This is a genomic window from Halomonas sp. 1513 (assembly GCA_001971685.1).
Classification (GTDB): domain Bacteria; phylum Pseudomonadota; class Gammaproteobacteria; order Pseudomonadales; family Halomonadaceae; genus Franzmannia.
The window spans coordinates 2,680,099-2,697,313 of sequence record CP019326.1; the positions used below are offsets into that span (position 1 = coordinate 2,680,099).

General features: G+C 67.3%; 15 protein-coding genes. 1 reads left to right on the forward strand and 14 read right to left on the reverse strand.

What is annotated here, in order from left to right:
* Positions 1 to 37: 37 nt before the first annotated feature.
* Positions 38 to 508 carry a hypothetical protein gene (locus BWR19_12115; GenBank protein APX93619.1) on the forward strand — a complete coding sequence of 157 codons (471 nt, stop codon included), beginning with the start codon at positions 38 to 40 and terminating at the stop codon, positions 506 to 508.
* 102 nt (positions 509 to 610) lie between these two features.
* Here BWR19_12115 and BWR19_12120 read toward each other — a convergent pair whose 3' ends face one another.
* The 14 genes from BWR19_12120 to BWR19_12185 form a co-directional block, all read right to left on the reverse strand.
* On the reverse strand, positions 611 to 1,522 hold the full coding sequence (locus tag BWR19_12120; GenBank protein ID APX93620.1) for a UDP-3-O-[3-hydroxymyristoyl] N-acetylglucosamine deacetylase: 912 nt from the start codon (positions 1,520 to 1,522) through the stop codon (positions 611 to 613).
* A gap of 111 nt (positions 1,523 to 1,633) precedes the next feature.
* Positions 1,634 to 2,803, reverse strand: coding sequence for a cell division protein FtsZ (locus tag BWR19_12125; GenBank protein APX93621.1), 1,170 nt, complete (start codon positions 2,801 to 2,803; stop codon positions 1,634 to 1,636).
* Between the two features lie 33 nt (positions 2,804 to 2,836).
* On the reverse strand, positions 2,837 to 4,126 hold the full coding sequence (locus BWR19_12130) for a cell division protein FtsA (GenBank protein ID APX93622.1): 1,290 nt from the start codon (positions 4,124 to 4,126) through the stop codon (positions 2,837 to 2,839).
* Between the two features lie 205 nt (positions 4,127 to 4,331).
* Positions 4,332 to 5,054, reverse strand: a complete 723-nt coding sequence (locus BWR19_12135; protein APX93623.1) for a cell division protein FtsQ — start codon at positions 5,052 to 5,054, stop codon at positions 4,332 to 4,334.
* A 6-nt stretch (positions 5,055 to 5,060) separates the two neighbouring features.
* Positions 5,061 to 6,002, reverse strand: a complete 942-nt coding sequence (locus BWR19_12140; GenBank protein ID APX93624.1) for a D-alanine--D-alanine ligase — start codon at positions 6,000 to 6,002, stop codon at positions 5,061 to 5,063.
* Positions 5,999 to 7,411: a UDP-N-acetylmuramate--L-alanine ligase gene (locus BWR19_12145; GenBank protein APX95010.1), complete on the reverse strand. Its 1,413-nt coding sequence runs from the start codon at positions 7,409 to 7,411 to the stop codon at positions 5,999 to 6,001. Before BWR19_12145 ends, BWR19_12140 begins: the two co-directional genes overlap by 4 nt.
* A gap of 37 nt (positions 7,412 to 7,448) precedes the next feature.
* Positions 7,449 to 8,501 carry an undecaprenyldiphospho-muramoylpentapeptide beta-N-acetylglucosaminyltransferase gene (locus BWR19_12150; GenBank protein ID APX95011.1) on the reverse strand — a complete coding sequence of 351 codons (1,053 nt, stop codon included), beginning with the start codon at positions 8,499 to 8,501 and terminating at the stop codon, positions 7,449 to 7,451.
* Between the two features lie 29 nt (positions 8,502 to 8,530).
* Positions 8,531 to 9,754, reverse strand: coding sequence for a putative lipid II flippase FtsW (locus tag BWR19_12155; GenBank protein ID APX93625.1), 1,224 nt, complete (start codon positions 9,752 to 9,754; stop codon positions 8,531 to 8,533).
* On the reverse strand, positions 9,751 to 11,154 hold the full coding sequence (locus BWR19_12160; protein APX93626.1) for a UDP-N-acetylmuramoyl-L-alanine--D-glutamate ligase: 1,404 nt from the start codon (positions 11,152 to 11,154) through the stop codon (positions 9,751 to 9,753). Before BWR19_12160 ends, BWR19_12155 begins: the two co-directional genes overlap by 4 nt.
* Before the next feature lie 10 nt (positions 11,155 to 11,164).
* The gene (locus tag BWR19_12165; GenBank protein APX93627.1) at positions 11,165 to 12,247 is read right to left on the reverse strand and encodes a phospho-N-acetylmuramoyl-pentapeptide-transferase; all 1,083 of its coding nucleotides are present in this window, start codon (positions 12,245 to 12,247) and stop codon (positions 11,165 to 11,167) included.
* A 9-nt stretch (positions 12,248 to 12,256) separates the two neighbouring features.
* Positions 12,257 to 13,642 (reverse strand): UDP-N-acetylmuramoyl-tripeptide--D-alanyl-D-alanine ligase, encoded by a 1,386-nt coding sequence (locus BWR19_12170; GenBank protein APX93628.1) that lies wholly within the window; start codon positions 13,640 to 13,642, stop codon positions 12,257 to 12,259.
* Positions 13,639 to 15,138: a UDP-N-acetylmuramoyl-L-alanyl-D-glutamate--2,6-diaminopimelate ligase gene (locus tag BWR19_12175; GenBank protein APX93629.1), complete on the reverse strand. Its 1,500-nt coding sequence runs from the start codon at positions 15,136 to 15,138 to the stop codon at positions 13,639 to 13,641. Before BWR19_12175 ends, BWR19_12170 begins: the two co-directional genes overlap by 4 nt.
* A 12-nt stretch (positions 15,139 to 15,150) precedes the next feature.
* Positions 15,151 to 16,902 (reverse strand): cell division protein, encoded by a 1,752-nt coding sequence (locus BWR19_12180; protein ID APX93630.1) that lies wholly within the window; start codon positions 16,900 to 16,902, stop codon positions 15,151 to 15,153.
* Positions 16,899 to 17,213, reverse strand: coding sequence for a cell division protein FtsL (locus BWR19_12185; protein APX93631.1), 315 nt, complete (start codon positions 17,211 to 17,213; stop codon positions 16,899 to 16,901). The genes BWR19_12180 and BWR19_12185 overlap by 4 nt, the downstream gene beginning before the upstream one ends.
* Between the last annotated feature and the right edge of the window lie 2 nt (positions 17,214 to 17,215).

A 17,215-nucleotide genomic window follows, 5' to 3' on the forward strand; every position in this document is an offset into this window, starting at 1 on the left:
ATTGCCTGTTATCGTCTGGCGTCCTGAGTGCAAGCCCATGAGTATAAAGGTTAAGCGTTTCCGCGCCCAGCCCGTGGCTCGGCTACTCGGTGGTCAGGGCGAACTCGGCGGGCTGATGCGCATGGCGCAGCTGATCGACCGCGCCCAGCGGCTGCTACGCGAACAGCTCCCTGAAGAGGTACGCGAGCACGTGTTCGTCGGCGGCTACCGCGACGGCAAGCTGACGCTGATCACCGACCGTGCGGTGTGGCTGACCTGGCTGCGCTATGAGCAGCCACGCCTGCTGGCGCTGCTCCACCAGCAACGCGAGTTCGAGGCGGTGCTCGGCTTCACCCTCAAAGTCCGTCCGATACGACCGCCCAAGGCACCGCTGCGCCAGGCCCGTGCCCTTTCGGCCACGGCCGCCGACGAGCTCTCATCCTGCGCCGCCGACACCAGCGACCCGCGCCTCAAGGGGGCCTTGGAGCGACTCGCCAGCCACGCCGAGCGCAGCAATCGCTCCCGCTAATGCGCCCCGCACAGGGGTAGAAATGACAGCGCCGCCCCTTAAGGAGGCGGCGCTATATCAGCACTGGTCAGTTACCCGTCCGCGGCGCATGCGCCGGCAGCATCACGCCATGGCCGGCGCGGCGTAGGAGATCGGCGCGCGCTGCGCCTCGTCTTCGAAGGTAACGATCTCGAACGACTCGGGATGTGCCAGCATCTCGCGACACAGCTGATTGTTCAGCGCGTGCCCCGACTTGATGCCGCGGAACTCGCCAATCAGGCTGTAGCCCAGCTGATAGAGATCGCCGATGGCGTCGAGCACCTTGTGCTTGACGAACTCGTCGTCATAGCGCAGGCCGCCCTCGTTAACGATGCGGTAGTCGTCCACCACGATGGCGTTGTCGAGGCTGCCACCCAGCGCCAGATTGTGCGAGCGCAGGAACTCGAGATCACGCATGAAACCAAAGGTGCGCGCCCGCGAGACCTCCTTGACGAACGAGGTGGTCGAAAAATCCACGGTGGTGGTCTGCTCGCGCAGCTCGCTGACGGGGTGGTCGAAATCGATGGCAAACGCCACCTTGAAGCCATTGTGAGGCAGGAAACGTGCCTCCTTGTCATCCTCGCGCACCACGATTTCGCGCTTGATGCGGATGAACTTCTTGGCCGCCTGCTGCTCGTCGATGCCCGCCGACTGGATCAGGAACACGAAGGGGCCGGCACTGCCGTCCATGATCGGCACTTCCGGCGCACTGACGTCGACGAAGGCATTATCGATGCCCAGGCCAGCGAAGGCCGACATCAGATGCTCGACAGTCGCCACCTTGACACCGTCCTGGGACAGCGCCGTGCACATGGTGGTGTCGGTGACGTTCTCGGCCCGCGCAGGAATCATCACCTGGGGCTCGAGATCGGTGCGCACGAAGATGATGCCGGTATTCGGCGGCGCCGGACGCAGCGTCAGGTAGACTTTTTCACCGGAGTGCAGGCCGACGCCGGTCGCACGAATGGTGTTCTTGAGGGTACGTTGTCTAATCATGGGCAGTAGCCAGGCTGATATTAGTTATCAAACACTGTTCACTATAACAGCGAACAAGCGTTTCAACAAAAAAAACATCCCTGGCCACGCCTATGCGATCGATAGCACGCCTCAATCGGCCTGACGACGCAGGAACGCCGGGATGTCCAGGTAGTCATCGAGCTCCTGGGACTTGCGCTTCTCGGCCCGCGCCTTGACCGCCGCTTCCTGCTCGGACTTGGCCGCCTGCTGGCGCATTACCGCCGGCTGCTGCTGCAGGGTACGGTAGTCGGCAGACTCGGGGCGCGCAGCCACCGCCTCGCGCGGCGCGGCTTTCTGCTGACGGCCTTCGAGGCCCGCCGCCACCACGGTGACACGCAGCTCATCGGACATGTCCATATCGATGGAGGTACCCACGACGATGGTGGCGTCCTGGGAAGCGAATTCCTGAACGGTGGCACCCACGTCGTTGAACTCCCCGATGGAGAGGTCCGGCCCGGCGGTGATATTGACCAGGATGCCGCGCGCGCCATGCAGGTCGATATCTTCCAGCAGCGGGCTCTTGATGGCTTTCTCCGCAGCTTCACGGGCGCGATTCTCGCCGGTGGCACCGCCGGTGCCCATCATCGCCATGCCCATTTCGGACATCACGGTGCGTACGTCGGCGAAGTCGACGTTGATGATGCCGGGGCTGGTGATCAGCTCGGCAATGCCCTGCACCGCGCCCAGCAGCACGTCATTGGCAGCGCTGAAGGCGGTCAGCAGGCTGGCGTTCTTGCCCAGCACCGCAAGCAGTTTCTCGTTGGGGATGGTGATCAGCGAGTCGACGTGCTCGGAGAGCTCCTTCATGCCCTCCTCGGCGGCGCGCATGCGCTTGGGCCCCTCGAAGGGGAATGGCCGGGTCACCACCGCCACGGTGAGGATACCCAGCTCCTTGGCCACCTGGGCGACCACCGGCGCGCCCCCGGTGCCGGTACCGCCGCCCATGCCGGCGGTGATGAAAATCATGTCGGCGCCATTGATCAGCTCGGCGATGCGCTCACGATCCTCCATCGCGGCCTGACGGCCCACGTCGGGATTGGCGCCCGCGCCGAGCCCCTTGGTGATCTCGCTGCCGAGCTGGAGCACGGTCTTGGCCGCCACACGCTTGAGCGCCTGGGCGTCGGTATTGGCGCAGATGAACTCGACGCCTTCGATGTTGCTCTCGACCATGTGATTGACGGCATTGCCGCCACCGCCGCCGACGCCGATCACCTTGATGACCGCGCTGCTTGAGGGTGCGTTATCTACCAGTTCGAACATAAGCCCCGTCTCCTGGACCGCTCGCGGCCCGTATCAGAAATTTCCTTTGAACCAGCCCTTGATCTTGTCCAGCGCCGGAAAACCGTCCTTGAGTCCCCGCCGGGAGACGTCTTCCCTTTTCGGCTGTGCCGATACTACTCGTCCGTGGCCGTGGAGGCCATGCCCCTGCCTGGCATCTCGCATACCGTAATGTAGCAAACCGACCCCGGTGGAATAAATCGGGTTGCGTACCACATCGGCCAGGCCCCTGACATTCTGCGGACTGGCGATGCGCACCGGCATGTGGAAGATCTCCTCGGCCAGCTCGACCACGCCTTCCATCCGCGAGGTGCCGCCGGTGAGCACCACCCCCGCCGCCACCAGGTCCTCGTAGCCGCTGCGCCGCAGCTCCTCGCGCACCAGCGTGAACAACTCCTCGTAGCGCGGCTCGACCACCTCGGCCAAGGCCTGGCGCGACAGGTCCCGCGCAGGGCGCTCGCCGACGCTGGGCACCTTGATCATCTCGTCGCTGGAGGCCAACTGGGTCAGCGCACAGGCATACTTGACCTTGATGTCCTCGGCGTACTGGGTCGGCGTGCGCAGCGCCATGGCAATATCGTTGGTGACCTGATCACCGGCGATGGGAATCACCGCGGTGTGGCGGATGGCGCCTTCGGTAAACACCGCGATATCGGTGGTGCCGCCGCCGATGTCGACCATGCACACGCCGAGTTCGCGCTCATCCTCGGTCAGTACCGCATGGCTCGAGGCCAGCTGCTCGAGAATGATCGCATCGACCTCGAGGCCGCAGCGGCGCACGCACTTTTCGATGTTCTGCACGGCATTCAGCGCTGCGGTGACCAGATGCACCTGGGCCTCCAAGCGCACGCCGGACATGCCCAGCGGCTCGCGAATGCCCTCCTGCTTGTCGATGGAGAACTCCTGAGGCAGGACATGCAGCACCCGCTGCCCTTCGGAAATCGCGCGCGCACGTGCCGAGTCGATCACCCGTTCGATGTCGTAGGTGCTGACCTCACGCTCCTTGATCGCCACCACTCCATCGGAATTCATCGAGCTGATATGACTGCCGGCAATGCCGACATATACCGAATGAATGTCGCAGCCGGCCATCAGCTCGGCTTCTTCCACGGCGCGCTGAATCGACTGCACCGTGGACTCGATATTGATCACCACGCCCTTCTTCATGCCCCGGGAGGGGTGCGACCCGATCCCGGCAATTTCAATACCGCCATCGTCGGTGGGCTGCCCCACGATCGCCACGACCTTGGATGTTCCGATATCCAGCCCGACTACCATATTGGAAGCGTTGGGTTGTCCTGCCATGGGTCGTGGTCACTCCTCAAACTTGTCGGTATTAAGTGTCCGTTAAAGTGCATCCTTAGACATAGACACAATTATAGGAACAACTTGCGTTGTTTCACCAGCAGTTGGTGAAAAACATACGTCAGAATACGGGGCTTTTTTAATAAAAGGAACACCCCATAGCGCGACCTGGCGGGAACTCGCTAAAAAAAACGCCTCTGGAGCCCTACGCTTCGTCGTCGCTCGCTGCCTCGGTTTCTCCGTGCCAGGCAACCGCCACCCCGTTGGGATAACGCAGGTCGATGTAGCGGATATGCGACGCCTGAGCCCCCAGCTGACGCTGCCAAGCGGCGCTCAATCGCGCCAGGCGTGCATCGCGATCATTACGCCCCAGCATCACCCAGGCGCCGTCATCCAGCTGCAGCCGCCAGGCTCCGCGCGCCTCGAGTCGCAGCTGGGTAATGGTCAACCCCAGGGTATCGAGCCGCGCCGACAGGTCGTGATAATACGCCAGTACTTCGGGACCGCTGTCCGCCGGTCCGGCCAGGTCAGCGAGGTCGCCGGGCGGCGACACCGGCCCGAAAGCGAAGGGCTCGCCCTCGGGATTGAGCAGGAAATCGTCGTTCCAGCGCGCCACCGGGACCTGCTCGATCAGCTCGAAGGTGAGTGCATTGGGCCACTCCCGCGAGACCCGCACCTCGGCCAGCCAATCGATTTCGCGGGCGGCACGACGCAGCTCGCCAAGATCCACCGAGAGCCAGGTATGACCCTGGATCAGCGGCGCCAGCTCGGCACGCAGATAGCCGGCACTGACGTGGCGCAACTCGCCGCTTATCGAGACCCGCTCGACAGGTCGGTCCAGCCACAGCCACAGCGCCCGTCCGCCGGCTACCAGCAGCACCACAAACAGCATCAGCCCGACCAGAGATCTCCGCGCATGGTGACTCATGGGATCTTAGTGCTCTCCGGAGGGGTCGAGGGTGGTCGCCAGGATGCGCCGCACCAGGGCATCGAAATCATAACCGGCGTGGGCCGCGGACTGCGGCACCAGGCTATGATCGGTCATGCCCGGCACGGTGTTGACCTCGAGCAGCCAGAAGCGGCCCTCGGCATCGCGCATCACGTCGACACGCCCCCAGCCCTCGCCGCCGATGGCCGCAAAGGCGCGTCGACACAGCTCGCCGAGCTCGGCCTCTTCGGCATCGCTGAGTCCGCACGGCAGATGATAGCGCGTGGTGTTGGAAATATACTTGGCCTCGTAGTCGTAGAAGCCACTGGGCACCTCGACGCGAATCGCCGGCAAGACATCGTCACCGAGCAGCGACACGGTATATTCCGGCCCCTGGATGAAGCGCTCGGCCATCACCTGAGCGTCGAAGCGGGCCGCTTCCCGGTAGGCGGTGGCCAGCGCGTCACGGCTATCGACGATGCTGATGCCCAGGGTCGATCCCTCGTGCACCGGCTTGACGATCAGCGGTAGCCCCAACCGCTCGCAGACTTGCTGCCAGTCGGCGTCCGCGTCGAGGGTCACGCTCTGCGGCGTGGGCAGTCCCAGCGCCTGCCACACCTGCTTGGTGCGCTGCTTGTCCATCCCCAGCGACGAGGCCAGCACGCCGCTGCCGGTGTAGGGAATCCCGAGCAGCTCCAGCGCGCCCTGCAGGGTGCCATCTTCGCCGCCGCGCCCGTGCATGGCGATGAAGACTCGATCCGGGGCCAGCGCCTCGAGGCCTGCCAAGCCGCCGTCGGCCAGGTCATAGCCGGTCACGTCGAGTCCACTGCGCTGCAGCGAGGCGAGCACCGCGGCCCCGCTCAGCAGCGACACCTCGCGCTCGGCGGAGTGGCCACCGAACAGCACCACCACGCGGCCGCAAGCGTCGCGAAAAGAAGCATCATTCATAGCGCCACCTTGTCCATATCCAACTGCGCCCCCGCCAGCGCCAGCGCGATTCCGCCGACATCGCCGGCCCCTTGGGTGATGAGGATATCGTCGGGGCGCAGCACGTTGGCCAGCAGCCCCGGCAGTTCCGACTTACTGGCGACGAACAGGGGGTCGACCTTGCCACGCTGGCGGATCGAGCCTGCCAGGGTACGCCCTTCGGCCCCCGGCAGCGGCGACTCGCCGGCGCTGTAGACGTCGAGCAGTAGCAGCGTATCGACCCCGGAGAGCACGCGCACGAAGTCCTCATAAAGGTCGCGGGTACGCGAATAGCGGTGCGGCTGGTAGACCATCACCAGCCGCCGCTGGGGCCAGCCGGCACGCACCGCACGGATCACCATCTCCACCTCGCGGGGGTGGTGGCCATAGTCGTCGACCAGCATCACCTCACCGTCGCCGCCCGGCGACGCGAAATGACCATGCACCTGAAAGCGCCGCCCGACGCCGGCGAATCCAGCCAGGCCGCGCTGGATCGCCGCATCGCTGACGCCGGCATCGCTGGCCACGGCGATCGCCGCCAGCGCATTGAGGGCGTTGTGCTCACCGGGCATGGACAGGCGCACGGCGAGGGGGGCCATCCCACCGGGACGGTGGGCGGTGAAACACACCTCGCCGGCCTGCTGCACGAAGTCGGCGATACGATAGTCGGCATCGTCGCTGAAGCCGTAGGTGACGAACTGGCGATGTACGTCGTCGAGCAACCCGCGCACATTGTCATCATCGATGCACAGGATCGCCAGGCCGTAGAACGGCAGGTTGTGCAGAAACTCGATGAAGGTGCTCTTGAGGCGCTCGAAATCGCCGCCGTAGGTGGCCATATGGTCGGCATCGATGTTGGTGACGATGGACACCATCGGCTGCAGATGCAGGAAGGAGGCGTCCGACTCGTCGGCCTCGGCCACCAGATAGTCGCCCTCGCCGAGGCGCGCATTGGTGCCGGCGCTGGTCAGCTTGCCGCCGATCACGAAGGTCGGATCGAGCCCGGCCTCGGCCAGCAGCGTGGCGGTCATGCTGGTGGTGGTGGTCTTGCCGTGGGTACCGGCCACCGCGATACCGTGGCGAAAGCGCATCAGCTCGGCGAGCATCTCGGCACGCCGCACCACCGGCACACGGTGATCGTGAGCCCAGCGGATCTCGGGGTTGCTGGCATCCACCGCGGTGGACACCACCACCACGTCGGCGCCCTCGGCATGGCGCTGGTGATGGCCGATGCACACCTCGACCCCGCAGCCACGCAGATGCTCGATCACGCTGGAGGCCTTGAGGTCGCTGCCGCTCACCTGGTAGCCCTGGTTGGCCAGCACTTCGGCAATACCGCACATGCCGGCACCGCCGATCCCCACGAAATGAATGCGTCGAATCCGCCGCATGCCGAGGCCAGCGGCGGTCGCTTGAGTGGCGTTGATATCAGTCAAAAGCAGTCTCCATGCAGCCGGCCACCAGCCGTTCGATGGCGTCGAGGCGCGCTTCGCCTCGCGCCCGCACGGCCATGGCGGCAAGCGTCTCGGGGTCCAATAGCACCGGCAGGCGCGCGGCCAGGGAATCGGGGGTCAGGGTCGCCTGGGGCATCAGCTCGGCGGCCCCGGCATCCACCAGCGCCTGGGCGTTGGCGGTTTGATGATCATCTACCGCATGGGGGAACGGCACGAACAGCGCAGGCTTGGCGGCGGCGGCCAGCTCGGCCACGGTCAGTGCGCCGGCACGACACACGACCAGGTCGGCCCAGTCATAGGCGGCCGCCATGTCATCGATGAATTCGCTGACTTCGGCACTCACCCCGACATCGGCGTAGGCCTGGCGGGTCGCCTCGGCCTTGTCGCGCCCGGCCTGATGATGCAGCGCCGGACGCTGCTCCGCCGACAGCCGGGCCAGCGCCGTCGGCAGACACTGGTTGAGCGCCTGGGCGCCCAGCGAGCCGCCCACCACCAGCAGCCGTAGCGGCCGCTGGGCCATCGTCGCGGCGCTGCGCGGCTGTGCACCCAGCGCCGCGATCTCCTCACGCACCGGGTTACCCAGCACCTCCGCGCGGCCGCCGAAGGCCTGGGGAAAGGCGGCATAGACACGCCGCGCCAACCGCGACAGCGCCTTGTTGGTCATGCCGGCCACGGCGTTCTGCTCGTGGATGATCAGCGGACGGCGCATCAGCCACGCCGCCAGCCCGCCGGGCCCACTGGCGAAGCCGCCCAGCCCCACCACCAATTGCGGGTCCAGCCGGCGGATGACAGCCCGCGCCTGGGCAATGGCACGCAGCAGCCGCCACGGTGCCTGCAGCCATCCGCTGGCGCCATTGCCGCGCAGACCGGCAATGTCGATGTGATGCAGCGGGATACCGGCCTCGGGCACCAGACGGTTTTCGATGCCGCGCGGGCTGCCCAGCCACTCGACGTGGACATCCTTGGCAGCCAGGCCACGTGCCAGCGACAGCGCCGGGATCACGTGCCCGCCGGTGCCGCCGGCCATGATCAGAACACGTCGGGGAAAACGCTGGCTCACTTGGCGACTCCTGTGGATCGCACCCCGGCGTCGCTACGCGCCCGCGGGGCGGTGGGTTGGGCGCGCCGTTCGGCACGCCGCGTCTCGCGATCGACGCGCATCAGCAGGCCGATCATGACCGCACTGACCAGCAGGCTAGACCCACCGTAGCTGAGCAGCGGCAGCGTCAGCCCCTTGGTCGGCAGCATCCCGGTGCTCACCGCAATGTTGATGAATGCCTGAGAGCCGATCACCAGCGCGATGCCATAGCTGAGGTAGGCGGCAAACGGCAGTCGTGCCAGCTCCGCGCGACGGCCGATCTTGAGGGCACGAAACACCAGCAGGGCAAACAGTCCGACCACCGCAATGGCACCGAACAGGCCGAGCTCCTCGGCCAACACGGCAAACACGAAGTCGGTGTGCGCCTCGGGCAGATAGAAGAGCTTCTGCACGCTGTTACCCAGCCCCAGCCCCAGCCAGTGTCCCCGGCCGAAGGCGATCAGCGCCTGGGTCAGCTGATAGCCGCTGGCGAACTGGTCGGCCCAGGGGTCGGCAAAGCTGGTCAGGCGCGCCAGGCGATAGGGCTCGGCAATCGCGACATAGAAGCCCAGCACCCCGACCACCAGCAGCAGCAGCCCGAAGCGCCACAGCGGCGCGCCGGCCATCAGCAGCATGCCCATCACGCAGCCGGTCATTACCACTACCGCGCCGTAGTCGGGCGCCAGGATCAGCAGCAGCGCGATTACCGCCACCACCAGCAGCGGGCGCAGGAAGGCGCCCCAGTGCTGTCGCACCTCGGCCAGAAAGCGCTCCAGGTAGCCGGCCATGTAGGCGATCAGGCACAGCTTGGTCACCTCCGAGGCCTGCAGGTTGAAGGGCACGCCGGGCAGCGACAGCCAGCGCTTGCTGCCGTTGATCTCGCGGCCGAAGATCAGCACCAGCGCCAGCAGCGCGATGCCGATCAACAGCAGCAGCGGGCCATTGACCTTCCACCACACCAGCGGCACCCGCGACACCCCGATGCCGGCCCCCAGCGCCATCAGCACGAAGATGCCGTGGCGAATACTGAAGTAATAGGGATTGCCGGTCAGGCTCGAGGCCACCTCGGTGGAGGCGGAGGTGACCATCACCCAGCCAATCAGCAGCAGCGACAGCGACGCCAGCAGCAGCCAGCCGTCGAACGGCTGCTCTGCGGTGGAGAAACGTGCCGCCACGCCACGCGCCCTGGTGCCTGCCTTCATGCCTCCGCCTCCGCCTGTCGGGCCAGCACCCAGCGTCGAAACTGGTCGCCGCGCTCCTGGTAGTTGGCAAACTGGTCGAAGCTGGCACAGGCCGGCGACAGCAGCACGCAGTCGCCGGGCATCGCCAGCGTCGCGGCCAGCGTCATCGCCTCGTCCAGGTTCGCCACCGAGTGAACCGGCAGCGCCCCCCGCAGGCTGCGTGCCATGCGCTCGCCGTCGATACCGAAGAGCACCGCAGCACGCGCGTGCTCGGCGAGAGGGGCGCGCAGGGGACTGAAATCGGCGCCCTTGCCGACGCCGCCGGCCAGTAGAATCAATTTACCGTCGAGGGTCGGCCCGAGCCCGGCGATCGCTGCCAGCGTGGCGCCCACATTGGTGCCCTTGGAGTCGTTGATCCAGGCGACTCCCTGCCACTCGGCGATCACCTCGCCGCGATGCGCCAGGCCGGTAAAGCGCATCAGCACATCGCACATGGCATCCAGCGGCAGATCGAGCCGCGCCCCCATCGCCAGCGCTGCCAGCGCATTGGCCTGGTGGTGGCGCCCGCGCAGGTGCACCTCACCCGCCGCCAACAGCGGGCGGTCGCCCTGCATCAGCCAGGCTTGTGCCCCGCGGCCGTCGTCGTGGCTGGCAATGCCCCACTCGTCCTCGGCCGGCGCCGCTACGGTGAAGCGCTCGAGCAGCGGCGGCGGCGCATCCAGCGGCCAGGTCATGGGATCATCGCCATTGACCACCGCGTGCCGGGCGCCACGAAAGATGCCCTGCTTGGCGCGGCGGTAGCCGTCGAGGTCGCCGTGGCGATCGAGATGATCCTCGCAGAGGTTAAGAAAAGCGCAGGTCTCGGCCCCCAAGCACGGCGTGGTCTCGAGCTGAAAGCTCGACAGCTCGAGCACGTAGAGGTCGGCATCCGGGGTGTCATGCAGCAGGTCCAGCGCCGGGGTGCCGAGATTGCCCCCCACCGCCACGCGACACCCCGCCTCGCGCGCCATCTCGCCCAGCAGGGTGGTCACGGTGGACTTGGCATTGGAGCCGGTGATGGCGGCGATCGGCGCCCGGGCAGCGCGCACGAACAGTGCGATCTCACCCACCACCAGCGGCTCGCCGGTGGCCGCCCGGGTGCGTCCGGCCAGCTCGGCGAGCCCCGGCGTGGCGGGGTCGACCCCGGGACTCAGCACCACCTCCTCGACCTGGCGTAGGTCGAGGCCGGTGAGCGGCCCGCAGTAGATCTCGACGCCCGGGTGGGCGGCGTGGAAATCGTCGAGCCCGGGCGGCGCCGAACGGGTATCGGCGACCATGTAGGCGACCCCCTGGCGGCTCAGATGCCGGCAGATCGCCCGCCCCGAGATGCCCAGCCCCACCACCAGGGTCATGCCCGGCGGCACTACGATCGGTTCAGCCATGTGAGCCACCTCAGCGCACCTTCAAGGTGGCCAGGCCGACCAGTACCAGCACCACGGTGATGATCCAGAAACGCACGATGACCCGCGGCTCCGGCCAGCCCTTGAGTTCGAAATGGTGATGCAGCGGCGCCATGCGGAAGATCCGCCGGCCGGTCAATTTGTAGGAGCCGACCTGCAGGATCACCGACACCGTCTCCATCACGAACACCCCACCCATGATGAACAGCACGATCTCCTGGCGCACGATCACCGCCACCACGCCCAGCGCCGCGCCCAGCGCCAGCGCGCCGACGTCGCCCATGAAGACCTGAGCGGGATAGGTGTTGAACCACAGGAAACCCAGCCCGGCACCGGCAATGGTGGCGCAGAACACCGCCAGCTCGCCGGCGCCGGGAATCATCGGAATCTGTAGGTAGTTGGCGAAGACCGCGTTGCCGCTGGCGTAGGCGAACACCGCCAGGCCCATGGCCACCAGCACGGTGGGCATGATCGCCAGGCCATCGAGGCCGTCGGTGAGGTTGACCGCATTGGAGCTGCCCACGATCACGAAGTAGGTCAGCACGATGAAGAACACGCCCATCGGCACCACCACGTCCTTGAACAGCGGCACGATCAGGCTGGTCTCCACCGGGCTGGCGGCGGTGGTATACAGCAGCACCGCCGCCGCCAGGCCGATCACCGACTGCCAGAAATACTTCCAGCGCGCCGGCAGGCCGCGTGGGTTCTTTTCCACGACCTTGCGGAAATCATCCACCCAGCCGATGGCCCCGAAGCCCAGGGTAACGCCGAGCACGATCCATACGTAGTGGTTGGCGAGGTCGCCCCACAGCAGGGTGCTGACGGCGATCGCCATCAGGATCATCGCCCCGCCCATGGTCGGAGTGCCGGCCTTGGACAGGTGCGACTGAGGGCCGTCGTCGCGCACCGCCTGGCCGATCTGTCGCTCGACCAGCCGGCGGATCATCACCGGCCCCAGCCACAGGCACAGCATCAGCGCCGTGATGGTCCCCAGGATCATGCGCAGGGTGAGGTAGTTGAAAACGTTGAAGGCGCTCTGGAATTGCGCCAGAAAATTGGCCAGATAAAGCAGCATGTGTCGCGTTCACCTTGATGCATCAGCGCGCAGGACGGCAATCACGCGTTCCATGCCGGCACTGCGCGAGCCCTTGACCAGCACGCTGGCCCCTGGCGGCAGATGGTTGTGGGCATGGCGCGCCAGCGCCTCCCAGTCGTCGAAATGGCAGCCGGCAGCGCCGCAGGCCGTCGCAGCCTCGCGCGCGGCGTCACCGGTGGTGCCAAGAAAATCGATCCCCTTCTCCTGCGCATGGCGCCCGACCTCGGCATGCAGCCGCGCGGACGCCTCTCCCAACTCTCCCATGGCACCCAGCAGGCACCAGCGGGGCCCCGGCATGTCGGCCAGCGCATCCAGCGCCGCCATGACCGCGCCGGGGTTGGCGTTATAGGTATCGTCGATCAGCCGTGTGCCGCGCAGCCCCTCGACCACGGCCATGCGACCCGGCATCGGCGCCACCGCCGCGAGTCCGGCGAGCACCGCCCCGTCATCGAGTCCCATGGCCAGGGCCGCTGCCGCCGCCAACAGCGCGTTGCCCACGCTATGGCGCCCCAGCAGCGCAAGCTGTACGCGACCCAGCTCACGGCCATCGAACGACAGCGTGAAAGCATAGCGCCCCAGCTCGTCACAGGCCAGCGCCCCGGCACACACCCGCGCCCGGCCGTGCTCGAGGCTTACGTCCATCACCTCTCGCTCGCCGGCCAGTTGCCGCCACACTGGATAGAAGCGGTCGTCGCGGTTGAGCACGGCCACGCCGTCAGGCCCCAGTCCGGCGAGAATCTCTGCCTTGGCCTGGGCGATCTGCCCCATGCCGCCGAACTCGCCGACATGGGCGCCGGTGACGTTGGTGATCACCGCCACATCAGGACACGCCAGCGAGGTAGTCCAGGCGATCTCGCCGAGATGGTTGGCGCCCAGCTCGACCACCGCCTGGCGATGCTCGCTGCGCAGCTCGAGCAGCGTCAGCGGCGCGCCGATGTCGTTGTTGAGGTTGCCGCGGGTGGCCAGGGTCGCCCCGCGCTGGGAGAGCAGCGTGGCCAGCATCTCCTTGACCGAGGTCTTGCCGCTGTTGCCGGTAATCGCCGCCAGTCGCCCGGCACTGGCCTGCCCCCAGGCGCGCCGCCGCGCCAGGCCGAGCAGCCCGAGCGCCAGGCGAGTATCGCTCACCACCAGCTGCGGCAGCGGATCGTCCACCGGGTGCTCGACCACCGCCGCTGCGGCACCCGCGGCGCGCGCCTGGGCCAGGAAGTCGTGGCCGTCGAAGCGTTCGCCGCGCAGCGCCACGAACAGCGCATCGGCGCCCAGCGCACGGGTGTCGGTGGTGATCGTGTCGAGCCTGCATGACGCCTCTGCCGGCGCCGCCACGCCCAGCGCTTGCGCCACCTCGCCGAGGCTATTCAAGCCCAGATGCTTCATGTCCCGACACTCCGTCTGGCCAGCCCGGCCTCGGCTTCGGCCAGGTCGCTGAAGGCGTGGCGCACGCCGGCCACCTCCTGGTAGGTCTCGTGACCCTTGCCGGCGATCAGCACGATGTCCTCGGGCTCGGCCGCGGCCAGCGTGCGAGCAATCGCCTCGCGGCGGCCGTCAATCTCCCATACCCCGTCGGCGTCGGGCGCAGCGAGCCCGGCACGGATCGCCGCGCGAATCGTCGCCGGCGCTTCGCCACGCGGATTGTCATCGGTGATGACGATACGGCCGGCGTGGACTTCGGCCACCTTGCCCATCAGCGGCCGCTTGCCGGGGTCGCGATCGCCGCCGCAGCCGAACAGGCACCACAGGGTCGCCGTCTCGCCGAGGTGGGCGCGCAGCGCGCGCAGGGCATTATCGAGGGCGTCCGGGGTGTGAGCGTAATCGATCACCACGCTCGGCCCGCCGGGAGCCGTTAGCCGCTGCATGCGACCCGGCACCGGCGCCAGCGACTCGGCGGCGGCGAGCAGCGCATCGAGGTCGTCACCCAAGCCGTAGAGCGTGGCAATGGCCAGCAGCACGTTGTCGAGATTGAAGCGCCCCATCAGGCCCAGCGCCAGCACCCGCTCCCCCAGCGGGGTAGCGATCAGCGCACGCTGACCGGTGGCATGCGGCAGCCACTCGACAACCCGCAGCGTGGTCGCCTCGTCCTCCCCGCAGGCCAGCACCCGCACGTGCTCCGAGATCCCGGCCAGCATCAGCCGCGCCAGCGGATCGTCGGCGTTGACCACCGCCAACTCGAGTTCGTCACGCTTGAACAGCTGGGCCTTGGCCGCGGCGTAGGCCGCCATGCTGGGGTGGTAGTCGAGGTGGTCACGACTCAGATTGGTGAACACCCCCGCCGCCACACGGCATCCGGCCAGGCGGCCCTGGTCGAGGGCGTGGGACGAAACCTCCATGGCCACTCGCGTCACATCCTGGCCGGCGATCTCGGCCAGCGACGCCTGCAGCGCCAGCGGCCCCGGGGTGGTCAAGCCGCCGTCGGCGAGACGGCCGACGCGCCCGTTGCCGAGGGTGCCAATCACGCCGCAGGTGCGCCCCAGCGCCTCGCTGAGCTCGGCGATGTAGTGCGTCACCGAACTCTTGCCATTGGTGCCGGTGACGCCGATCAGCTGCAGTTGATCCGGCACACCGAACAGTTCGCGCCCCAGCGCACCGAGCTGCGCCTTGAGCCCGGGCAGCCCCAGCACGCGCGGGTCCGGCGGCGGCGATTCGCCGTCGTCGAGGTGGTAGAGCACCGTGGCGACGCCTGCGGCGAGTGCGCTCTCGACGAAGTCGCGCCCGTCGGCGCTGACCCCGGGCAACGCCACGAAAATATCGCCCGCCATCAGGCGTCGGCTGTCGAGTTCCAGACGCAGCTCCCTGGCGGCGGGCAAGGGCGCCATGTCGGCATCCGGCCAGCGGCTGCTCAGCGCATGCGTCAAGCGTTGGCGATCGACCTGCATCTGCTGTCCTTGTCAGGGGGGAATGGGTTCGAGGCTTTGCTGATCGACCTCGGCCGGCTCGCGACGCTGGTCCGGCGGCACGTCGAGCAGCCGCAGTGCGCTGCCGACCACCCGCGAGAATACCGGGGCAGCCACCGCGCCACCGTAATACTCCCCGCCGCGGGGGTGATCGATCATCACCACCGTGACGATACGCGGTTCGGAGACCGGGGCGATCCCGGCAAATACGCTGCGATAGGCGTCTTCGGCATAGCCGCCGGCGGCGGTCTTGCGTACCGTGCCGGTCTTGCCGGCGACGCGATAGCCGGGCACGGCCGCGCGCCGCCCACCGGTGGTGGGCTGCACCGACTCCTCCATGATCCGCAGCAGGTCGTAAGCCACGGCCGGGTCGATGGCCGGGTTGCTGGTCGGCGGCTGCTCGAGCTTCAACAGCGATGGCGCAAGCCGCTCGCCCTGGTTGGCAATGGCGGTATAGGCGCTGGCCAGCTGCAGGGTCGACACCGACATGCCGTAGCCGTAGGAGAGCGCCGCACGCTGGCTACGCGACCAGCGCGTCGGCGCCGGCAAGGTGCCGGTGGATTCGCCGGGATAGCCGGTCTCGGGGCTCTGGCCGAAACCCAATTGGCGATACTTGTCGGGCACTGCCGTCTCGTTGAGTTCGAGCACGATGCGCGACATGCCGATATTCGATGACTTCTCGAGGATTTCGGCAAGATCCAGCTCGCCGTAGTTGCGGAAATCGCGAATCGTGAAGCGGTCGATGCGCATCCAGCCCGGCGAGGTGTCGATCACCGTATCACGCCGATACTCGCCGCTCTCCAGCGCCGCGGCCATGGCCAGCGGTTTCATCACCGAGCCCGGCTCGAAGACGTCGACGATGGCCTGGTTACGCAGCCCGCGCGGGTCGATGCCGGCGCGATTGTTGGGGTTGTAGGAGGGCTGGTTGGCCATCGCCAGCACCTCCCCGGTACGCGCATCCATCATCACCAGGCTACCGCCGTCGGCGCCGTGCTCGGTGACCGCTGCCTTGAGTTCGCGGTAGGCCATGTACTGCAGCCGCTGATCGATGGCCAGCGTCAGGTCGCCGCCGGGGCGCGCCTCGCGCAGCAGCTGCAGATCGCGCACCAGGCGACCGCGACGGTCCTTGAGCACACGCCGCTGGCCGGGCGTGCCGGCCAGGTAGGGCTGGTAGGCCAGCTCCAGCCCCTCCTGCCCCTGGTCGTCGACGTTGGTCACGCCGAGCAGCTGGGCGGCCACTTCGCCGGCCGGATAGTAGCGGCGGTACTCGTTCTGCCCATAGACCCCGGGCAGGCGCAGGTCGAGCACGCGCTGGGCGTCGTCGGGCGTCAGCATGCGCCGCAGATACATGAACTCGCGTTCACTGAAGCGCTCGAGACGCTGGTTGAGCTGTTCAAGGTCGGTCCCCAGCGCCTGGGAGAGCATCAGGCGCTGGATGGTGTCTTCCGGCAACTCCTGGGGATTGACCCACAGGCTCACCACCGGTGTGGAGATGGCCAGCGGCTCGCCGTTGCGGTCGACGATCATGCCGCGGTGAGCGGGGATGGTGTCAGTGCGCAGGGTACGGGCGTCCCCCTGCCCCTGCAGGAAGGGGCGATCGATGACATGCAGATTGACGATGCGCACCGCAAGCAGGCCCAGGCCGATCAGCACCAGCGCCACCATCAGGATGTAGCGGCCGCTACCCAGCGGATCGGTGGGCGGGGGCCGACGCCGCGTCACGGCATCTTGCGGATCGGCTCTCATGGGCGGATTACCTCGACCTCATTGACATCGGGCAGGCGCATGTCGAGTCGCTCGATGGCCAGGCGCTCGATGCGCGCCGGGGACGACCAGGCACTCTCCTCCAGCAGCAGCTGGCCCCACTCGGTCTGCAGCTGATTCTGCTCGCGCTCGAGCTGCTGCAAGCGAGCATATTGGGCACGGGTCAGATGGCTGGAGGCAATCACCGCCATGGCGCTGGCCAGCGTGGCCAGTACCAGTGTCGTCACAACCACCAGGTTCAGCCGTTGACGCCATCCCGACAGCCCGGCAAACCGCTTACGCCCCTGACTCATCG

Excerpts from the sequence above, each read along its gene's own strand:
- BWR19_12115 (APX93619.1), top strand. The coding sequence starts at position 38 with ATGAGTATAAAGGTTAAGCGTTTCCGCGCCCAGCCCGTGGCTCGGCTA.
- BWR19_12120 (APX93620.1), bottom strand. The coding sequence starts at position 1,522 with ATGATTAGACAACGTACCCTCAAGAACACCATTCGTGCGACCGGCGTC.
- BWR19_12125 (APX93621.1), bottom strand. The coding sequence starts at position 2,803 with ATGTTCGAACTGGTAGATAACGCACCCTCAAGCAGCGCGGTCATCAAG.
- BWR19_12130 (APX93622.1), bottom strand. The coding sequence starts at position 4,126 with ATGGCAGGACAACCCAACGCTTCCAATATGGTAGTCGGGCTGGATATC.
- BWR19_12135 (APX93623.1), bottom strand. The coding sequence starts at position 5,054 with ATGAGTCACCATGCGCGGAGATCTCTGGTCGGGCTGATGCTGTTTGTG.
- BWR19_12140 (APX93624.1), bottom strand. The coding sequence starts at position 6,002 with ATGAATGATGCTTCTTTTCGCGACGCTTGCGGCCGCGTGGTGGTGCTG.
- BWR19_12145 (APX95010.1), bottom strand. The coding sequence starts at position 7,411 with ATGCGGCGGATTCGACGCATTCATTTCGTGGGGATCGGCGGTGCCGGC.
- BWR19_12150 (APX95011.1), bottom strand. The coding sequence starts at position 8,501 with ATGGCCGGCGGCACCGGCGGGCACGTGATCCCGGCGCTGTCGCTGGCA.
- BWR19_12155 (APX93625.1), bottom strand. The coding sequence starts at position 9,754 with ATGAAGGCAGGCACCAGGGCGCGTGGCGTGGCGGCACGTTTCTCCACC.
- BWR19_12160 (APX93626.1), bottom strand. The coding sequence starts at position 11,154 with ATGGCTGAACCGATCGTAGTGCCGCCGGGCATGACCCTGGTGGTGGGG.
- BWR19_12165 (APX93627.1), bottom strand. The coding sequence starts at position 12,247 with ATGCTGCTTTATCTGGCCAATTTTCTGGCGCAATTCCAGAGCGCCTTC.
- BWR19_12170 (APX93628.1), bottom strand. The coding sequence starts at position 13,642 with ATGAAGCATCTGGGCTTGAATAGCCTCGGCGAGGTGGCGCAAGCGCTG.
- BWR19_12175 (APX93629.1), bottom strand. The coding sequence starts at position 15,138 with ATGCAGGTCGATCGCCAACGCTTGACGCATGCGCTGAGCAGCCGCTGG.
- BWR19_12180 (APX93630.1), bottom strand. The coding sequence starts at position 16,902 with ATGAGAGCCGATCCGCAAGATGCCGTGACGCGGCGTCGGCCCCCGCCC.
- BWR19_12185 (APX93631.1), bottom strand. The coding sequence starts at position 17,213 with ATGAGTCAGGGGCGTAAGCGGTTTGCCGGGCTGTCGGGATGGCGTCAA.